This window comes from Rathayibacter sp. PhB127 (genome assembly GCF_003751665.1).
GTDB lineage: Bacteria > Actinomycetota > Actinomycetes > Actinomycetales > Microbacteriaceae > Rathayibacter > Rathayibacter festucae.
Genome location: NZ_RKHW01000003.1, coordinates 301,912 through 321,186 on the forward strand (window position 1 = coordinate 301,912; position 19,275 = coordinate 321,186).

Here is a 19,275-nt window from a genome sequence, read left to right on the forward strand (position 1 = left end):
CGGGGGTCAGACTCCCGCGGGCTCCAGAGCTCCCTGCTGCTCGCGGTCGAGCTCGGTGCGGACCGAGCGCTCGCCGGCGAGCTCGCGCGGGGTGCGCGGGGCCAGGAGGCCGACCACGATGAAGGTGCCGAAGCCGATCGCCGCGGCGACGAGGGTGGCGTAGCCGTCGAAGCCGGCGCCGATCAGGTCGTTCGGGACGTAGAGGATGTCGTTCGGCACGCCGTAGAGCGTCGGGGTGAGCGCCAGGAAGACCAGGCGGACGACCAGGCCGACGCCCGCGGCGGTGAGCGCGGCGACGACTCCGGGGCGCTTCCAGAACACCCCGAGCAGGAACGGCGCGGCCAGGCAGGCGAGCATGATGTCGAACGCGAGCGTCAGCAGGATGCCGGTCTGGCTGACCCGGATCGCGAGGAACGAGCCGAGGATCACGATCGGCACCATGGCGACGCGGGTCCAGCGCAGCAGCGGGTCCGGGCCGCTGCCGGAGTGGCGGCGGACCGAGAGCACGTTGCGGACGACGATCGCCGAGGTGGCGAGGATGGCGCCGGACGCCGTCGAGAACGACGCGGCGACGACTCCGGAGAGCACCAGGATCGCGATGACCGGCGGCGCGTAGTCGTCGAGCACCGTGAACAGCACCGGGCCGTCGGCGGCCGAGAGCCCCAGGACGGCGGTGGCGCTGAGGGCGACGATCGCGAAGATCGAGCCGATCGCCGCGGTGCCGACGGCGGCGGCGTAGCAGGCGCGGCGGGCGACCTCGGGCGACTTGGCGCCGAAGATCCGCTGCATGAAGTCGATCGCGACGAGGTCGCCGATGCCGAGGGCGACGAGGGTGGCCCAGTTGACGGGGGCGCCCATCGCCGGGTCGGTGAGCTGCTCGAAGTCGAACGGCCCCATGCCCTCGGGGATGACGATGCCGTAGGCGAGCGCGACCCAGACCAGCAGCGAGACCGCCGCGACGACGGTGATCACGGTCTGGATGGCCGCGGTGTAGGCGTCGGAGAAGAGGCCGCCGGCGATCGTGTAGCTGAGGACGAGGGCGACCGAGAGGATCACGCCCCAGGCGTACGGGATGCCGGCGAAGCGCTCGAGCAGGAAGCCGCAGGCCACCAGGTTGCCGGCCAGCAGGATCGTGAAGGAGAAGACCATGATCACCGAGGCGACGACCTCGGTGGTGCGGTCGTAGCGCATCCGGAAGAAGTCGGCGAGGGTGAAGAGCTTCATCGCGTTCATCGGCTTGGCGAGGAAGAGGCCCGTGATCAGGAGGCAGATCGCCAGGCCGATCGCGAGCGAGGCGCCCGCCCAGAAGCCGAACTGCGAGGTGAGGTCGGTGTTGCCGACGGTGGCGTTCGAGTCGACCGCGGCGGCGGTGAGGCTGACGGCGACGAGCGGGATGCCGAGGCGGCGTCCGGCGACGAGGTAGTTGGCGCTGTCGCCGTCGATCTTGCGGGCGACCGCGATGCCGACGGCGAGGATCACCACGACGGTGATCCCCACTCCGAGGATGATCATGCGTGCTCCGAGCTGCTGGGTGGTGCGGCGGGGTGTTTCTATCGGTTGATAGACACGGATCCTGCCGCGCGCTCGGTCGCGGTTCTTTTCGGGCGTGGGTCGATCCTGTTAACTCCGGCGCGCGGCCCCCTCGGCCACACCTCAAAAGTTGTCGTATCGGGCGCTCGAGTACGACAACTTTTGGAGAGTGGGCGGGCACTCGGGAGTGGACGGGCACTCAGGAGTGGGCGGGCACTCAGGAGTGGCGGCGGGGCGTCAGCGCAGGTGGGCGAGCAGGGCCGGGCCCGCGGCGAGCGCCTCGGCGACGGCGGGGCGCGGGAGGTCGAGGACGCGGAGGGCGGCGAGGGCGACCGCCTCGGCGGACGGGCCGGGCTCGGCGGGCTGCCGGCGGCGCTGGAGGATGACGTTCTCGACGAGGGCGAGCACGAGGGAGGCGCCGGTCGCAGGGTCGACGGCGCCGCAGGCCGCGACGAGGGTGCGGTAGGCGGTCTCCAGCTCGGAGCGGCGGTCGCGGAACACGGCGAAGCGCTCGTCGCCGAGCTCGGGCAGCAGGTAGAGCGCGCCGACGTTGTGCTCGCCGGCCGCGAGCAACCGGGCGTCGGAGACGCAGAGCGCCCAGAGGCGCGCGGCCGGCGGCTCGTCGCGGGTGAGCAGCACGGCGGCGGCGTCGAGCGAGGGCTGCACCGTGCCGAGCAACAGCTCGAGCAGCACCGCGTGCTTGCCGCCGAAGTGGTGGTAGAGCGAGGCCTGGCGGATGCCGGCCGCCGCGGCGATGGCGTGCGTGCTGGTGCCGCCGAACCCCTCCGTGCAGAAGAGCGCCGCGCTCGCCGCGAGGATGTCGGCCCGCGTGCCCAGCCCCGTGAGCGACGCCCCGGAGGCGCGCGGCCGTCCGGGGGGTGCGCTCGCCATGCGCTCGACCGTAGCAGCGCCCGGAGCCCCCTCCGCTCCTCGAAAGTTGTCGTACTCGGCGGTCGAGTACGACAACTTCTGGAGAGTGGGAAGGGCTGGGGCGCGCGCGAAACACGATCGCAACGTCGGGGTCACAGCGGCGACACGGGGGCGCGGTTGACTTCCTGTCGAGTGATAGAAACCCCGGCAGCGACCGGACCAGCAGACGGAGCAGGCGCACCATGACCTCATCAGGCACCTCGACCACGGCGGGTGCGCGCGAGCACGCCCGCGCCCAGGAGGCGGCGGCGGCGAGCACACGCCCCGACGCGCCGGAGGGCGTCGCCCCGGCGGATCTGCACTGGTCCGAGCGGATCGAGGGCGGCGGCTACGGCCACCGCGTCCTCGCCCGCGGCACGCGCCTCCGACTGACCGACGTCACCGGCGACGCCTGCGTCTCGCTCCTGGTGTACAACGCGATGGAGCCGCACGAGCGGCTGAACGTCGCGGACACCGTCAAGGTGCAGTGGCAGGTCTACGCCGGCGCCGGACAGCTGCTCCTCAGCGACCAGGGCCGCGTGCTCGCGAGCGTCGTCGCCGACGACTCCGGCCGCCACGACACGATCTACGGCACGACCGCGCTGGCGCGGAACGTCGAGCGCTACGGCGACGGCTCCCCGCAGGGCCCGTCGCCGGCCGGGCGCGAGCTGCTGCTGCTCGGCGCGGCCAAGCACGGGCTCGGCCGACGCGATCTGCCGCCGAGCGTCTCGTACTTCCAGGGGGTGCGGATCCGCGAGGACGGCAGCCCGGAGTGGCTCGGCGGCGCGGGACCCGGCCGCTCGGTGACGCTGCGGCTCGAGATGCCGGCGATCGTCCTGCTGGCGAACACCGCGCATCCGCTCGACCCGCGGCCGGAGTTCACGGTCGGCCCGGTCGACGTGCACGCCTGGGCGGGCGAGCCGGCGAGCGCCGACGAGCGCGACGCCACTCCGGAGGGCCGCCGCGCCTTCCTGCAGACCGACGAGTACCTGAGCGCGAGGGGCATCGCATGAGCAGCGACACGAGCACGAGCAGCACCACCACGACCACGACCTACGGCACCGAGATCCACCGCGAGACCGTCGCCGCCCGCGCCCCCTGGTCGCGCCTCCTGAAGCGCGGCGAGCACCTCACGATCGTCGACGTCGACGGCAACCAGGCCGTCGACTTCCTCGCCTACGACGCGGAGGACCGCACCGCCTACTCCGCCGCCGCGACCCTGCAGGCGCAGGAGACGGTGTACCTCGTCACCGGCTCGGTGCTCCGCGACGCCGAGCACCGCCCGCTGCTGACCGTCGTGGCGACCGACGTCGAGCGCCACGACACCCTCGGCGGCGCCTGCTCGAAGGAGAGCAACGCGCTCCGCTACGGCTTCCACACCACGGCGCAGCACGCCTGCGCCGAGAACTTCGTCGCCGAGCTCTCCCGGCACGGGATGGGCAAGCGCGACCAGGTCTCGAACGTGAACTGGTTCATGAACGTGCCGGTCGATCTGGACGGCGCGCTCGGCATCGTCGACGGCATCTCCTCCCCCGGGCTCAGCGTCACTCTGCGGGCCGAGCGGGACACCCTCGTCGTCGTCTCGAACTGCCCGCAGATCAACAACCCGTGCAACGGCTTCGACCCGTCTCGCGCCGAGATGATCGTGCACAGCGGCGAGAACGCGGGAACGGGCACCGCATGACCTTCGACACCCTCCTCGTCGCCAACCGCGGCGAGATCGCGGTCCGCATCCTCCGCACCGCGAAGGCGATGGGCCTGCGCACGGTCGCGGTCTACTCCGACGCCGACCTCGGCGCCGCACACGTCGCGCTCGCCGACGAGGCGGTGCGGCTCGGCCCGGCCCCTGCGGCCGACAGCTACCTGCGGATCGACCGGATCCTCGCGGCGGCCGCGCAGACCGGCGCCGGCGCGATCCACCCGGGCTACGGCTTCCTCAGCGAGAACGCCGAGTTCGCGCGCGCCTGCGCGGCGGCCGGCATCGTCTTCGTCGGCCCCACTCCCGAGCAGCTGGAGGTGTTCGGCGCCAAGCACACCGCGCGCGACGCCGCCGAGCGCGCGGGCGTGCCACTGCTGGCCGGCACCGGGCTGCTCGACGACGCCGACCACGCGGCTCGCGAGGCCGACCGGATCGGCTACCCGGTGATGCTCAAGGCGACGGCGGGCGGCGGCGGCATCGGCATGCGCGCCTGCCGCGACGAGGCCGAGCTGCGCGCCGCCTGGCGCGAGGTGCGGCGCCTGGCCGAGGCCGGCTTCTCCTCCGCCGGCGTGTTCCTCGAGCGGCTGGTCGAGCGCGCCCGGCACGTCGAGGTGCAGGTCTTCGGCGACGGCGCCGGCCGCGTCGTCTCGCTCGGCGACCGCGACTGCTCGCTGCAGCGCCGCAACCAGAAGGTGGTGGAGGAGAGCCCCGCCCCGGATCTGCCGGACGCCGTGCGCGAGCGCATCGCGGAGGCGTCGCGCCGGCTCTGCGCCGAGGCCGGCTACCGCAGTGCGGGAACGGTCGAGTACATCTACGACCCGGTCCGGCAGGAGGCGGCGTTCCTCGAGGTGAACACCCGGCTGCAGGTCGAGCACCCGGTGACGGAGTCGCGCTACGGCATCGACCTGGTCGAGTGGATGCTGCGGCTCGCGCAGGGCGAGACCGGCTTCCTCGACGCGGTCCCGGAGCCGAGCGGCGCGGCCGTCGAGGCGCGGGTCTACGCGGAGAACCCGGACCTCGGCAACGCGCCGAGCTCGGGCACCATCACCGGGCTGCAGTTCCCCGACGACGTCCGCGTCGACGGCTGGATCCGCCCCGGAAGCGAGGTCTCCACCTCCTACGACCCGCTGCTCGCGAAGGTGATCGTGAGCGGCGGCACCCGCGAGGAGGCCTGGGCCGCGCTCGGGAGGGCGCTCGCCGCCACCCGGGTCGACGGCATCGCGACCAACGTCGGCCTACTGCGGGCCATCGCCGCCGAGCCCTCGGTGCTCGCGGCCGAGCACTCCACCGCGACCCTCGACGACCTGCGCGACGCGAGCCCGCGGGTCGAGGTGCTGAAGGGCGGGATGCTGACCACCGTGCAGGACGCGACCGGGCGCCTGGGCTACTGGCCGGTCGGCGTGCCGCCGTCGGGACCGATGGATGCGCTGTCGTTCCGGCTCGGCAACACCGCGCTCGGCAACCCCGAGGACGCGCCGGGACTCGAGATCACGATGACCGGGCCGACCCTCCGCTTCCACACCGCCACCCGCGTGGTGCTCACCGGGGCACCCGCGCCGGCGACCCTCGACGGCGCGCCGATCGCGCAGTGGGAGCCGGTCGCGGTGCCGGCCGGCGGCGTCCTCGCCATCGGCACGGCCGAGAGCGGCATGCGCATGTACCTGCTGGTCGAGGGCGGGCTCGACATCCCGCTCGTGCTCGGCTCGGCCAGCACCTTCGACCTCGGCGCGATCGGCGGGCACGCGGGGCGCGCGCTCGCCCCGGGCGACGTGCTCGGGCTGCGGACGCCGAGCGTCCCGAACACCGTGGCGATCGTGCCGGTGGAGGAGCGCCCCGCCTTTCCGCACGCCTGGACGCTCGCCGCGCTCGAGGGCCCGCACGCCGCTCCGGAGTTCTTCACCGAGGACGACATGGCGGTCTTCTACGCCACCGACTGGGAGGTGCACTTCAACTCGGCGCGTACCGGCGTCCGCCTGCTCGGCCCGAAGCCGCACTGGGCGCGCGAGGACGGCGGCGAGGCCGGGCTGCACCCCTCCAACATCCACGACACCCCGTACGCGGTCGGCGCCGTCGACTACACCGGCGACCTGCCGATCCTGCTCGGACCCGACGGCCCGAGTCTCGGCGGCTTCACCTGCCCGGCGAGCGTCGCGACCGGCCACCTCTGGCGGCTCGGGCAGCTCCGCCCCGGCGACACCGTGCGCTTCGTGCCGGTCACCGCGGCGCAGGCGACCGGGCTGCTCGACGCTCCGCTCGACGAGCCCGCGGCCGGCCGCGCGGCGGTCGACGACCAGGGAGTGCTGCACCGCCGGCCCGCGCACGACGGCGATCCGTCGCTGGTGCTGCGGCGCAGCGGCGACGCGAACCTGCTCGTCGAGATCGGCGAGATGACTCTGGACCTCGCCTCGCGGATGCGCGTGCACGCGATCGCCGAGACGCTGGAGCAGGCGGCGCTGCCGGGCGTGATCGAGCTGACCCCGGGCATCCGCTCGCTGCAGGTGCACTTCGACCCGCGGACGACCTCGACCGACGCGGTCGCCGAGGCCGTGCTCGCGGCCGAGGCGCTGCTGCCCGCGACGGCGGATCTGCGCGTGCCGAGCCGCACCGTGCACCTGCCGCTGGCCTGGGACGACCCGTCGACGCGCGAGGCGATCCGCCGCTACATGGCGGGCGTCCGCGACGACGCGCCCTGGTGCCCGTGGAACATCGAGTTCATCCGCCGGATCAACGGCCTGGACAGCGTCGACGAGGTCTACCGCACGGTGTTCGAGGCGGAGTACCTGGTGCTCGGGCTCGGCGACGTCTACCTCGGCGCGCCGGTCGCGACTCCGCTCGACCCGCGGCACCGGCTGGTGACCACCAAGTACAACCCGGCGCGCACCTGGACCCCGCAGAACGCCGTCGGCATCGGCGGCGCCTACCTCTGCATCTACGGGATGGAGGGGCCGGGCGGCTACCAGTTCGTCGGCCGCACGGTGCCGATCTGGTCGACGCACCACCAGGCCGGAGCGTTCGAGACCGGCGTGCCGTGGCTGCTGCGGTTCTTCGACCGGATCCGCTGGTACCCGGTGGAGCCGGACGAGCTGCTCGAGCTGCGCTCGGAGATGGCCGCGGGGCGGCTGCCGCTGCGGATCGAGGAGGGCGAGTTCGGGCTCGCGGAGTACCAGGAGTTCCTCGCGGAGAACGCGGAGTCGATCGCCGACTTCCGCGCGGTGCAGGCCGGGGCCTTCGGCGCCGAGCGCGCCGCCTGGGAGGCGTCCGGCGAGTTCGACCGCGTGGAGGCGGTGCCCGCGCCGCCCGCATCGTCCGCGGTGGAGATCCCGGAGGGCTGCGAGGGCGTCGAGGCGCCGTTCGTGGCGACGGTGTTCCGGATCGACGTGGCCGTGGGGGATGCGGTCGCCGCCGGGCAGACGCTGGTCGCCCTCGAGGCGATGAAGATGGAGGCGCCCGTGACGGCTCCGGCGGCCGGGCGCGTGGTCGCCGTGGTCGCCGAGGTCGGGGCGCACGTGGCCGCGGGCACGGTGCTCGTGGTGCTGGAGACGAGGGCCGAGCAGGCCGAGGAAGAGGACGCAGCATGAGGGACGACCCGGCGCAGGACCCCGCGCACCAGGACCCCGCGGCGCACGTCGCCGAGCGCTACCGGCGGCTGGCCGCCCGGCCCGAGGCGTTCATCGCCCTGCGGTCCGAGGCCGAGGTGGCCGCGGAGCTGGCCGCCGTCGATCCGGCGCTCCCGCTCGCCGGGCTGCTGTTCGCGGTGAAGGGCAACATCGACGTCGCGCGTCTGGAGACGACCGCGGCCTGCCCGGCGTTCGCGTACGCCCCCGCCGAGGACGCGACCGTCGTGGCGCGGCTGCGCGCGGCCGGAGCCGTGGTGCTCGGCTCGGCCAACCTCGACCAGTTCGCGACGGGCCTCGTCGGCACCCGCTCGCCCTACGGCGCGGTGCGGCACGCGGTGGATCCGTCGCGGATCTCCGGCGGCTCGTCCTCCGGCTCCGCGGTCGCGGTGGCGCTCGGCGGCGCGGACTTCGCGCTCGGGACCGACACCGCGGGCTCCGGCCGGGTGCCGGCCGCGTTCCACGGGCTGGTCGGGCTCAAGCCGACCAAGGGCTGGGTCAGCGCCGCCGGCGTCGTGCCGGCCTGCCGGAGCCTGGACGTGGTGACGGTGATGGCGGCGGATCCGGCGATCGCCCGGCGCGCGCTCGACGTGATGGCCGGGCCGGACCCGCGCGATCCGCTCAGCCGCAGCGGAGTCGCCGAGCCGTTCGCCGCCACCGCGCGGATCGGCGTCCCGCGGCCCGGGCAGCTCGGCGAGCTGGCCGACGGCTGGGCCGAGGCGTTCGACGCCGAGGTCGCCCGCTGGGCCGAGGCGGGGGCGACGCTGGTCGAGCTCGACATCGAGGTGTTCCTCGAGACCGCGCGGATGCTCTACGACGGCGCCTTCGTGGCCGAGCGCTACGCGGCGGTCGGCGAGTTCGTCGACGCGCACCCGGACGAGGTGGACCCGGTCGTCGGCGGCATCGTCTCGCGGTCGCGGGAGCTGCCGGCCTGGAAGCTCTTCCAGGACCAGGAGCGGCTCGACCGGGCGCGGGCGGTGTCGGACGCCGTGTTCGAGCGGATCGACGCGCTGCTGCTGCCGACGACGACCGAGCACCCGACGCTCGCGGCCGTCGCCGCCGACCCGATCGGCGTCAACTCGCGGCTCGGGCGCTTCACCAACTTCGCGAACCTGCTCGACCTCGCGGCGGTCGCCTACCCCGCGGGAGTCGTCGACGGGCTGCCGTTCGGCGTGCAGCTGATCGGGCCCGCGTTCACCGACCACCAGCTCGCCGATCTCGTCTGGAGCCGCTCATGAGCACCGCTACCGCGAACACCGTCCTCCTCGCCGTCGCCGGAGCGCACCTGCGCGACCAGCCGCTGCACCACCAGCTCGCGGACCGGGACGCGGAGTTCGTCGAGGCGACGACGACGAGCGCCGGCTACCGCCTCTACGCGCTGTCGACCGTGCCGCCGAAGCCCGGCGTCGTGCGCGTCGCCGAGGGCGGCGCGGCGCTCGAGGTCGAGGTCTACCGGCTGACGGAGGCCGCGTTCGGCTCCTTCGTCGCGGCGCTCCCCCAGCCGATGGCCATCGGCTCCGTCTCCCTCGCCGACGGCTCCCTCGTCAGCGGCTTCCTCGTCGAGCCGATCGCCCTCAGCGGCGCGGACGACATCACCGCCTTCGGCGGCTGGCGCGCGTACCTGGCGCGCTGACCGGCGCCGGATCTCGATACGCCCTCTGCGAGGGCTACTCGATCGCCATGAACCGCCGCATGCGGGCCGAGAAGCGGACCGCATTCCCCATGTTGGTCGAGTAGCCCCGCCAGGGGCGTATCGAGACCCGACGTCACCAGCAGGGCGGGTCTGCAGACTCAGGTGCTGACGACGGCGGATCTCGATACGCCCGCTCCGCGGGCTACTCGATCAGCATGGAAGACGCCCGCTCCGCGGGCTGCTCGATCAGCATGAAGGCGCGCATCGGCACGCAGGGGCTAGATCGTCGGGAGGAGGATCTCGCGCACGAGCGCGTCGAGGCGGGCGTCGGCGTCGAGGAACTGGCGGAGGGTGCGGCGGGTGGCGCCGAACGAGCCGAACTCGTCGACGGTCATGCCGTCCTCGAAGTAGGCGCGGCGGAACTCGGGGAGCTCGAGCAGCGCGGACAGGATCTCGGCGGGGACCGGGACGTCGATCTGCGCCGGGTCGACCTCGATGCGGTTCTCGTGGATCAGCAGCTGCCACTCGAACGGCGGCGAGACGACGAGGTCGCCGCCCACCAGCTCCGACCACTGCAGGTGGTTGCGGAACGCGGCGGAGAGGATGCGCGAGCGGTAGCCGCGCTCCCGGAAGATCCGGTACGCCTCCTTGAGCGCCGCGACGCCCGCCCACTCGAGGTACCCGGGCTGCATCAGCCGGCGGTCGGCCGCGACCGACGCCTTGATCCAGTCGTCGAGGCGCCCGCCCATGATGGTGACGACGGAGCCGAACTCGTGGTCCGGCAGCCCCTCGGCTTCGCGGCGGTCGAAGCCGCGCTCGATCGCCTCGGCGACGGCCACGGCCTGCGCGACCGTGAACGACACGGTCGCGTTGATGCTGACGCCGCGGTAGGTCGCCTCCTCGATCGCGCGGATGCCGATCGCGGTCGCGGGGATCTTCACGATGATGTTCTCGGCCAGCTCCGAGAAGTGCACGGCCTGCGCGACGAGCGCGTCGGCGTCGCGGTGCAGCCGCGGGTCGGTCTGCACCGAGAGGCGCCCGTCCCGTCCGCCGCTCGCGCGGAACGCGGGGAGCAGCAGCTCGGCCGCCTCGATCGACATCTGCTCGATGGCCAGCCAGCCGAGCTCGCTCTCGCCCGCGGTGGGGTGCTGCTCGGCGAGCGCCGCGATCCGCGGGCCCCAGACGTCGAGGTGCTTCTCGATCGTGGTGAGCGCGATGACCGGGTTGCAGGTCGCGCCGACCGCGCCGAACGCGATCGACCGGCCGAGCTCCTCGAGGTCCGCGGAGTCGTTCCAGAGGCTGGTCGCCGTCGCGGCGCCGGCCCGGAGCGGCTCGTACGGGGCGGTCGCTGCGTCGGCGGTCACGGTGGCGCTCATGGTCTTCTCCAGGGGATGGGGCGCGTCGGCGCCGGTGGCGGTGGTGCTCATTGTAGGCGAATCCTGTACAAATGTCCTGACATTATTGCAGCGCTTTTCCGTCGGCGCTCAGCCCAGCAGCGGCTTCTGCGCCGCCCGCTGCCGCGTGTACTCCTCGAACGCCCGCTGCGTGCTCGGCAGCTCGGACACCTCGGCGACGGGCACGTCCCACCAGCCCTCGCCGCTCGGCGCGTAGAGCAGCGGGTCGCTGTTGATGTGGATGAGGGTCGTGCGATCGGACGCCTTCGCGGCGGCCATCGCGGCGCGCAGGTCGTCGATCGAGGACCCGCTCGGTACCACCTCGATCACGTCGACGCCGTAGCTGCGCGCGTTCGCGGCGAGATCGAGCGGGATCTCGCGGTCGTCGAGCCCGCGGTACTGCGTGCCGTAGCGGCCGGAGCCGACGGTCTCGGACAGGTGCCCGATCGAGGCGTAGCCGTGGTTCTGGATCAGCACCACGATGATCTTCAGTCCCTCGGCCACCGCGGTCACCAGCTCGGTGTGCAGCATCAGGTAGGAGCCGTCGCCGACCATCACGACGACGTCGCGGTCCGACCCCGACGCCTCCGCCCCGCGCTTGACGCCCAGGCCGCCGGCGATCTCGTAGCCCATGCAGGAGAAGGCGTACTCGACGTGGTACCCGAGACTGTCGCGCACCCGCCACAGCTTGTGCAGGTCGCCGGGCAGCGAGCCGGCCGCCTGCACGATGACGTCCTCGGGGTCGGTCGCGGACTGCACCGCGCCGATGATCTCGGCCTGGCCGGGCAGCGCGAGTCCGGAGGGGGCGAACGCGGCGTCGACCGCGGCGTCCCACTCCGCCTTCTCGCGGCGGAGGCGCTCGGCGTACTCCTCGGAGACGTGGAACCTGCTCAGCTGCTCGCGCAGCGCCTCCAGCGTCTCGCGGGCGTCGGCGATGATCGGCAGCCGGCTGCCGTGCTTGTAGGCGTCGAACGCGGCGACGTTGACGTTCACGAACACGACGCCGTCGTTCTGGAAGACGGTGCGGCTCGCGGTGGTGAAGTCGCTGTAGCGCGTGCCGATGCCGATGACGACGTCGGCGTCGGCCGCGAGGCGGTTCGCGGCGGTGGAGCCGGTGGCGCCGATCCCGCCGAGGTACTGCGGGTGATCCCAGGCGAGGGCGCCGCCGCCGGCCTGGGTGGTGGCGACGGGGACGCCGGTGGCCTCGGCGAACGCGCGCAGCGCCTCCTCGGCACCGGAGTAGATCACGCCGCCGCCGGCGACGACGATCGGGTTCCGGGCGGCGGCGATCGCCGCGACCGCGCGCTCGAGCGGTCCGCGCTCCGGGACCGGACGGCGCAGGTGCCACTCGCGCTCCTCGAGGAAGGCGACGGGGACGTCGAGCACCTCGGCCTGGACGTCCTCGGGCAGGGCGATGGTGACCGCGCCGGTCTCGGCCGGGTCGGTCAGCACGCGCAGCGCGGCGAGGGCGATCGAGTAGAGCTGCTCGGGCCGCTGCACGCGGTCGAAGAAGCGCGAGAGCGGCCGGAAGGCGTCGTTCACGGTGATGCCGATGTCGTGCGGCAGCTCGAGCTGCTGCAGGACGGGGTCCGCGACGCGGGTCGCGAAGGTGTCGCTGGGCAGCAGCAGCGCCGGGAGCCGGTTCGCGGTCGCGAGGGCGGCACCGGTGAGCATGTTGGCGGCGCCCGGGCCGACGGAGGCGGCGCTGGCGTAGGTGCCGAGCCGGCGGTGCATGCGGGCGTAGCCGACGGCCTGGTGCACCATCGCCTGCTCGTTGCGGGCCTGGTGGTACGGCATCAGGGTCGGGTCGAGGGCGTTCGACTGCGCGAGCGCCTGGCCGATCCCGGCGACGTTGCCGTGCCCGAAGATGCCGAACATCCCCGGGATCGTGCGCTCGCGGTGGTCGCCGTCCACGGTCCACTGCCGGGCGAGGAACTCGACGAGCGCCTGGCTCACGGTCATCCGCTGGGTCTTGTCGGCCATCAGTGCTGTCCTCCGGTGGTGCTGGTGCTGGGCTTCGTATCGGGTGCGTCGGGCGTGTACGGGAGTCGGGGGTCGATGGCCTGGTCGTCCCAGGTGCTGCGGATCCAGCCGTGCGCCGGGTGGTCGCTGATCAGCCAGGCGCGCTCCTCGCCCGGGCCGGCCATCACGTTGAGGTAGTAGAGGTCGTAGCCCGGCGCCGCGACGGCGGGGCCGTGGTAGCCGAACGGGACGAGGGCGATGTCGCCGGTGCGCACGGTCGCGTCGATCGCGATCTCGCCGGCCGGCGAGGTGGAGGTGCTGAACATCCCGAACGGCTCGGCGCCCGCGGGCGCCTCGACGCCGCGACTGACGGCGGTCTCGAAGTAGTAGATCTCCTCGAGCCGCGACTCGTGCCCGGGGACGTCCTCGTCGTGCTTGTGCGCGGGGTAGCTCGACCAGTTCTCGGCCGGAGTGATCACCTCGCAGACGATGAAGCGGTCGGCCTCGAGCGCGCTCGGGGTGCCGAAGTTGTGCACCTGCCGGCTGGAGCGGCCGGCGTCGCGCAGCTCGACGGGGACCTCGACGCGCGGGACGTAGCGGCTCGGGTGCGCGGTCGCGGCGGGCGCCTCCGCGATCGCGACGCGACCCTCCCCCGACACCGTCGCGGAGGAGAGCGTCGAGAGGTAGAGCACGTCGCTGGGGCCGTCGAAGACCGAGGCCCGGCCCGCCAGGACGGTGGTCTCGGCGGGGCCGCCGGCCTCGTGCCGGACGGTGAAGGAGCCGGAGAGCGGGACGACGAAGCGCTCGACGCCCGCCGTGGGGAGCGCGAGCTCGTCGCCGGGGCCCAGGTCCGCGACGCGGAGACCCGTGTGCCGCCAGCCGGGCAGGCTGGCGTCGACGACGGACTCCCAGCCGTCGCGGGCGAGCGCGCCCCGCGGGAACAGCCACTCGTTGTGCGTGGTCATCTCGGGCCTTCCGTCGTGTCTCGGTGCGGGGGTGCTGGCGGGGCGGGTCTCGATACGCCGCCTGCGGCGGCTACTCGACCAGCATGTGAGCCCGATGCGTCTGCACAAGGGTGGAGCGCAACCGGTGAATCGCGTGCCAGCGATTCGACGTGCGCGGACGCAGGACGCTCTGCGGGACGCTCCCCCTTCGCGAAGCCGACCGCGGCCGAGCGACGACGAAGGAGGAGCGAGGCACAACGGCTCAGTTCTGAGGGAAACCCAGGTTGATGCCGCCGTGCGACGGGTCCAGCCAGCGCGACGTGACCGCCTTCTGCTGCGTGAAGAACCGCACGCCCTCGGCGCCGTGGGCCTTGGTGTCGCCGAACAGCGAGGACTTCCAGCCGCCGAACGAGAACGTCGCCACCGGCACCGGGATCGGCACGTTGATGCCGATCATCCCGACCTGGACCTCGTTCTGGAAGCGCCGCGCGGCCCCGCCGTCGTTGGTGAAGATCGCGGTGCCGTTGCCGAACGCACCGTTGTTGATGAGCTCGACGCCCTCCTCGTAGGTGGCGACGCGCACGATCGAGAGCACCGGTCCGAAGATCTCCTCGGTGTAGGCGCGGGAGGTGGTGGGGACCTTGTCGAGCAAGGTCGGTCCGAGCCAGAAGCCGTTGGGATCGCCGTCGACCTCGATGCCGCGGCCGTCGATGACGACCTCGGCGCCGTCCTGCTCGGCGATGCCGATGTAGGAGGCGACCTTGTCGCGATGCGCCTCGGTGACCAGCGGTCCCATGTCGCAGCCGCGGCGGCCGTCGCCGATGCGCAGCTGCGACGCGCGCTCCTGGATCTTGCCGATCAGCTCGTCCGCGACGGGCTCCACGGCCACGACGACCGAGATCGCCATGCAGCGCTCCCCCGCCGAGCCGAAGCCCGCGTTGATCGCCGAGTCGGCGACCAGGTCGAGGTCCGCGTCCGGCAGCACCAGCATGTGGTTCTTCGCCCCGCCGAGGGCCTGCACGCGCTTGCCGTGCTTCGTCCCGGTCTCGTAGACGTACTGCGCGATCGGCGTGGAGCCGACGAACGAGATCGAGCGGACGTCGGGCGAGGTCAGCAGCCCGTCGACGGCCTGCTTGTCGCCGTTGAGCACGGTGAAGACGCCGTCGGGCAGGCCGGCCTCCTTCCACAGCTTCGCGAGCCAGATCGCCGCGGTCGGGTCCTTCTCGCTGGGCTTGAGGATGACGGTGTTGCCGGCCGCGATCGCGATCGGGAAGAACCACATCGGCACCATCGCCGGGAAGTTGAACGGCGAGATGATCCCGACCACGCCGAGCGGCTGCTTGGTGGAGTAGACGTCGACGCCGGTCGAGACCTGCTCCGAGTACTCGCCCTTCAGGTGGTGCGCGAGCCCGGTCGCGAACTCCACGACCTCCTGCCCGCGGGTGATCTCGCCGAGCGCGTCCGAGACGACCTTGCCGTGCTCGGAGGTGATGATCTCGGCCAGCTCGCCCTTCTTCGCCTCGAGCAGCTCGCGGAACGTGAAGAGGATCTGCTGGCGCTTGGCGAGCGAGAGGTCGCGCCAGGCGGGGAACGCGGCCTTCGCCGAGGCGATCGCCGCGGCGATCTCGGCCTCGTCGGCCAGCGCCACCTCCCTGGTCGCGACGCCCAGCGCGGGGTCGAAGACCGGCGCGGTGCGGCCCGAGGTCGAGGGCGCCTCGCGCCCGTCGATCCAGTGCGGGACGACGGCGAGCTGGTGCAGCGGGGTGGTTCCGATGGTCTCGGACATGATTCCTGTCTCTGTTCGTGGGAGAGGGGGTTCGTGGGAGAGGGGCTTGTCGGTCAGGGGTGCGATCAGCCGTGCACGAGCGCGGCGGCGGTGTCGACCGCTGCCGCGACGTCGCCGTCGGCCGGGTAGAGGAGGGTGCGCCCGACGACGAGGCCGCGGACGCCGGGCAGCGCGAGAGCCGCGCCCCATGCCGCGTAGGTCTCGTCGGGGCTCCCCGTCGGGTCGCCGCCGAGCAGCAGCGTCGGGAGGGTGGTGGCGGCCATCACCCGCTCCATCTCGTCGACGACGGGCAGCTTCATCCAGGTGTAGGCCGAGGACGAGCCGAGCCCGGAGGCGATCGCGATCGAGGTGATCACGGCGTCGGCGGAGAGGTCGTTGACGACGGCGCCGTCGACCCACTCGCTCAGGAAGGGCTCGAGCATGATCGGCACGCGGGCCGCCGCAGCCGCGGTCACGGCCGCCGCGTTGGCCTCCAGTGTCGCGACCGAGCCGGCGTCGGCGAGGTTGATCCGCAGCAGCGTCTTCGCGAAGTCGAGGCCGTCGCGGACGATCCCGTCGATGTCGTAGCCGGTGAAGCGGTCGTCCATCTCGAAGGAGGCGCCGCGCAGGCCGCCGCGGTTCATCGATCCGACCACGACCTTGTCGTCGAGCAGCCCGAGCAGGGCGAGATCGTCGATGATGTCCGGCGTGCCGAGCACGCCGTCCACTCCCGGCCGCGAGAGCGCGGTCGCGAGACGGTCGAGCAGGTCGTAGCGGTCCGCCATCGCCATCGCCTCGCCGCGCACGCCGAGCGCGCCGCGGGCGGGGTGGTCGGCGGCCACGAGCAGCAGCCGGCCGTCCCCGCCGAGCAGCGGACGGCGGCGGCGCCCGGCGAGCGCCCGTGCGACGGCGGTCGGGTCCTCGGCGCGGAGCCGGCGCAGCTCCGCGAAGTCGCGATCAGAGCGTGACATCGGTGCGCTCCTTCAGGAAGGCCTCGACCTCGGCCGTGGTGGGCATCGCCGTCGAGCACTCGCGCCGCGAGGCGACGATCGCGCCGGCGACGTTCGCGAAGCGGAGGATGCGCTCGAGGTCCCAGCCCTCGACGAGGCCGTGGATGAGCGCGCCGCCGAAGCTGTCCCCGGCGCCGAGGCCGTTGACGACCTGCACCGGGAAGGGTGCGACCTCGACCGTCTCGGAGCGGGTCTTCGCGAGCACGCCGCGGGGCCCCTGCTTGACGATCGCGAGCTCGACGCCCCGGTCGAGGAGCGCGTCGGCCGCGCGCGACGGGTCGGTCTCGCCGACGGCGACCTCGCACTCCTCCCGGTTGCCGACCGCGACGGTGACCCACTCCAGCGCCTTCGCGACCTCCTGCGAGGCCCGCTCCGGCGAGCGCCAGAACATCGGCCGGTAGTCCAGGTCGAGCACGGTGAACGGCCGGCGGTCGCGCGCCTGCCAGGCGACGAAGTGCGCGGACCGGCTGGGCTCCTCCGTGAGCCCGGTGACGGTCGACCAGTAGACCTTCGCCCGGACGATCGCGTCGAGGTCGAGCGACTGCGCGGTGATCGCCAGGTCGGGGGCCTTGGGCTTGCGGTAGAAGTACAGCGGGAAGTCGTCCGGCGGGAAGATCTCGCAGAACGTCACCGGGGTGGCCAGGTCCGGCTCGGTGCCGACGAACTCGTCCGAGACGCCGAGCCGGACCAGCTCGCGCTTCACGTAGCGGCCGAACGGGTCGTCGCCGGCCCGCGAGATCAGCGCGGCGGAGTGCCCGTGCCGGGCGGCCGCGATCGCGACGTTGGCGGCGCTCCCGCCGAGGTACTTGCCGAAGGTCTCGACATCCTCGAGCCCGAGGCCGTCCTGCAGCGGGTAGATGTCGACCCCGACCCGGCCGATGGTCAGGACGTCGTAGGGCGTGGTGGAGGGGCTCATACGACTCTGTACAACTCTCTGTCGCCCGTCGCTCCGGCGGCGACGTGGGTGGGGACGAATGTCGAGACGACTCTACACTGAATGTCCTAACAAGCGAACATGCAGAACAGGACAGGTCTCCGCCGCGCACGGCGGCACCTGCGACCATGGAGCGCGCCGGCTCCGCTCCGTCCGAGAGCACGAGTCGTCACTCCGCCGCACACCGATGACGAGAGAACCCGGGAGAGAGCCGATGAGCGTCCGCGTGCCGGTGAAGAGTCAGCTGCTCGCCTGGGCCGTCGAGCGGTCCGGAGTCGATGCAGGAGACCTCCACCGCCGCTTTCCCGACCTGCACTCCTGGGAGGCGGGCGAGAAGAACCCGACCTTCCCGCAGCTCGAGCGGTTCGCGACCGCGACCCGAGCGCCGGTCGGCTACTTCTTCCTCGATGAGGCACCGGTCAAGAGCCTGCCGATCCCGGATTACCGGACCCTCGGGAATGCCCGGATCGCCGCTCCCAGCGCCGACCTCCTGGAGACGATCTACCTCTGCCAGCGGCGCCAGGACTGGTTCAGAAACCACTGCATCCTGAACGGCCACCCACGCCTGCCCTTCATCGGCAGCGTCGATGTCGGAGCCCCCGTCACGGAGACGGCTGCCGCGATCCAGACCGCCCTCCGGTTCGAGACGGCCGAGCGTCATCTCCTGGCGAGCTGGGAATCCGCGCTTCGCAGACTCATCGACACGATCGAGGAACTGGGTGTCCTCGTGATGGTGAACGGCGTCGTCGGTGGGAACACCCACCGCCGACTCGACAGCAGCGAGTTCCGCGGCTTCGCGCTGAGCGACGAGTTCGCGCCGCTCGTCTTCGTGAACGGCGCGGATACGAAGGCCTCGCAGATCTTCACCCTCGTCCACGAGGTGGCGCACCTGTGGCTGGGACTGGGCGGCGTCGACGACGCCTCGGTGGACGACAGCCGAACCGCCGAGGTCGAGGTCTGGTGCAATCGGGTGGCCGCGGAGGTCCTCGTTCCGCTGGACGCCGTGCGCGCGGAGTACCGAGGGGAGGCCGACGTCGCAGAACTCGAACGTCTCGCGAGGGTCTACCGAGTCAGCACGCTCGTGGTCCTCCGTCGGATCTTCGACGCGTCGTTCCTGGCCTGGGACGACTACCGAGCGCGCCACGCGGAGGAGCTGGCTCGGGTGCGCGCGATCCTCGAGAGCCGAAGGAGCGGAAGCGGTGGCGACTTCTACCTCAGCCACCCGCTCAAGGTGAGTCGCCTCTTCGCTCGCGCCGTCATCGTCGACACGCAGGAGGGGCGAACGCTGCACAGGGACGCCTACAGCCTCCTGGCGACGAAGAAGGCGGAGACGTTCGCCCGCCTCGCGCGCGAACTGGGAGTCGCGTGATGTATCTGCTGGACGCCAACATCTTCATCACCTCGAAGAACGCGCACTACGGATTCGACTTCGTCCCCGCGTTCTGGGAGTGGCTGGACCAGGGGCACTCCGCGGGCGTCCTCTGCAGCATCGACAGGATCGCGGACGAGCTGAGAGCCGCGGCTGACGACATGTCGACCTGGGCGAGCGGACGCGCTCCGATGTTCCTCCGGATGGACCAGGCCACGCTCCCGAGCCTCGCGCTGGTCTCGACCTGGGCGAGCACCTCGGACTTCACCGCTGCCGCGGTCAGCCAGTTCCTCAGTGTCGGGGACTTCCAGCTCGTGGCGTACGCCCACGCGCACGGGCACACGGTCGTCACTCACGAGAAGTCGGCGCCGCAGGCGACCCGGAGGATCAAGATCCCCGACGCCTGCGCAGCGATGGGTGTCCCGTGCATCGACCCGTTCACGATGCTCCGGGCCGAGAGCGCGCGGTTCGTCCTGCCCGGAGCATCGATCGCCTGACGTTCGAGTCACGCG

The 19,275-nt window shown here is 72.6% G+C and carries 15 protein-coding genes; 7 read left to right on the forward strand and 8 right to left on the reverse strand.

Annotated elements, in window-relative coordinates; genetic code table 11:
- Positions 1 to 6 precede the first annotated feature (6 nt).
- Positions 7 to 1,512, reverse strand: coding sequence for a sodium:solute symporter family protein (locus EDF22_RS16035; protein ID WP_123705858.1), 1,506 nt, complete (start codon positions 1,510 to 1,512; stop codon positions 7 to 9).
- Between the two features lie 255 nt (positions 1,513 to 1,767).
- Positions 1,768 to 2,421 (reverse strand): TetR/AcrR family transcriptional regulator, encoded by a 654-nt coding sequence (locus EDF22_RS16040; protein WP_123705859.1) that lies wholly within the window; start codon positions 2,419 to 2,421, stop codon positions 1,768 to 1,770.
- A gap of 221 nt (positions 2,422 to 2,642) precedes the next feature.
- Here EDF22_RS16040 and EDF22_RS16045 point away from each other — a divergent pair, with 221 nt between their 5' ends.
- The 5 genes from EDF22_RS16045 to EDF22_RS21120 are packed head-to-tail and all read left to right on the forward strand — an operon-like array spanning position 2,643 to position 9,385.
- A complete protein-coding gene (locus tag EDF22_RS16045; RefSeq protein ID WP_123705860.1) occupies positions 2,643 to 3,452 on the forward strand; it encodes an urea amidolyase associated protein UAAP1 in 810 nt (269 codons plus the stop codon).
- On the forward strand, positions 3,449 to 4,123 hold the full coding sequence (locus EDF22_RS16050) for an urea amidolyase associated protein UAAP2 (RefSeq protein WP_123705861.1): 675 nt from the start codon (positions 3,449 to 3,451) through the stop codon (positions 4,121 to 4,123). The genes EDF22_RS16045 and EDF22_RS16050 overlap by 4 nt, the downstream gene beginning before the upstream one ends.
- Positions 4,120 to 7,716, forward strand: coding sequence for an urea carboxylase (gene uca / locus EDF22_RS16055; protein WP_123705862.1), 3,597 nt, complete (start codon positions 4,120 to 4,122; stop codon positions 7,714 to 7,716). Before EDF22_RS16050 ends, uca begins: the two co-directional genes overlap by 4 nt.
- Entirely contained in the window at positions 7,713 to 8,990 is a 1,278-nt protein-coding gene (gene atzF, locus EDF22_RS16060) for an allophanate hydrolase (RefSeq protein ID WP_221180951.1), read from the forward strand. The genes uca and atzF overlap by 4 nt, the downstream gene beginning before the upstream one ends.
- The gene (locus EDF22_RS21120; protein ID WP_221180952.1) at positions 8,987 to 9,385 is read left to right on the forward strand and encodes a hypothetical protein; all 399 of its coding nucleotides are present in this window, start codon (positions 8,987 to 8,989) and stop codon (positions 9,383 to 9,385) included. The genes atzF and EDF22_RS21120 overlap by 4 nt, the downstream gene beginning before the upstream one ends.
- A gap of 278 nt (positions 9,386 to 9,663) precedes the next feature.
- On the opposite strand, the gene EDF22_RS16065 is transcribed toward EDF22_RS21120, so the two are convergent.
- The 6 genes from EDF22_RS16065 to iolC all read right to left on the reverse strand — a co-directional run bounded on the left by EDF22_RS16065 (position 9,664) and on the right by iolC (position 17,376).
- Positions 9,664 to 10,812: a transaldolase family protein gene (locus EDF22_RS16065; protein ID WP_260303512.1), complete on the reverse strand. Its 1,149-nt coding sequence runs from the start codon at positions 10,810 to 10,812 to the stop codon at positions 9,664 to 9,666.
- A 57-nt stretch (positions 10,813 to 10,869) separates the two neighbouring features.
- Positions 10,870 to 12,762: a 3D-(3,5/4)-trihydroxycyclohexane-1,2-dione acylhydrolase (decyclizing) gene (iolD, locus tag EDF22_RS16070; RefSeq protein ID WP_123705863.1), complete on the reverse strand. Its 1,893-nt coding sequence runs from the start codon at positions 12,760 to 12,762 to the stop codon at positions 10,870 to 10,872.
- Entirely contained in the window at positions 12,762 to 13,706 is a 945-nt protein-coding gene (gene iolB / locus EDF22_RS16075) for a 5-deoxy-glucuronate isomerase (protein WP_123705864.1), read from the reverse strand. Before iolB ends, iolD begins: the two co-directional genes overlap by 1 nt.
- A 241-nt stretch (positions 13,707 to 13,947) precedes the next feature.
- Positions 13,948 to 15,471: a CoA-acylating methylmalonate-semialdehyde dehydrogenase gene (locus EDF22_RS16080; RefSeq protein ID WP_123705865.1), complete on the reverse strand. Its 1,524-nt coding sequence runs from the start codon at positions 15,469 to 15,471 to the stop codon at positions 13,948 to 13,950.
- A gap of 65 nt (positions 15,472 to 15,536) precedes the next feature.
- Positions 15,537 to 16,421, reverse strand: a complete 885-nt coding sequence (locus EDF22_RS16085) for a deoxyribose-phosphate aldolase (protein ID WP_123705866.1) — start codon at positions 16,419 to 16,421, stop codon at positions 15,537 to 15,539.
- The gene (gene iolC / locus EDF22_RS16090) at positions 16,408 to 17,376 is read right to left on the reverse strand and encodes a 5-dehydro-2-deoxygluconokinase (protein WP_123705867.1); all 969 of its coding nucleotides are present in this window, start codon (positions 17,374 to 17,376) and stop codon (positions 16,408 to 16,410) included. Before iolC ends, EDF22_RS16085 begins: the two co-directional genes overlap by 14 nt.
- A 232-nt stretch (positions 17,377 to 17,608) precedes the next feature.
- On the opposite strand from iolC, the gene EDF22_RS16095 reads away from it, so the two are divergent.
- Positions 17,609 to 18,763 (forward strand): ImmA/IrrE family metallo-endopeptidase, encoded by a 1,155-nt coding sequence (locus EDF22_RS16095; protein WP_123705868.1) that lies wholly within the window; start codon positions 17,609 to 17,611, stop codon positions 18,761 to 18,763.
- Positions 18,763 to 19,260, forward strand: coding sequence for a DUF4411 family protein (locus EDF22_RS16100; protein ID WP_123705869.1), 498 nt, complete (start codon positions 18,763 to 18,765; stop codon positions 19,258 to 19,260). Before EDF22_RS16095 ends, EDF22_RS16100 begins: the two co-directional genes overlap by 1 nt.
- Positions 19,261 to 19,275 lie beyond the last annotated feature (15 nt).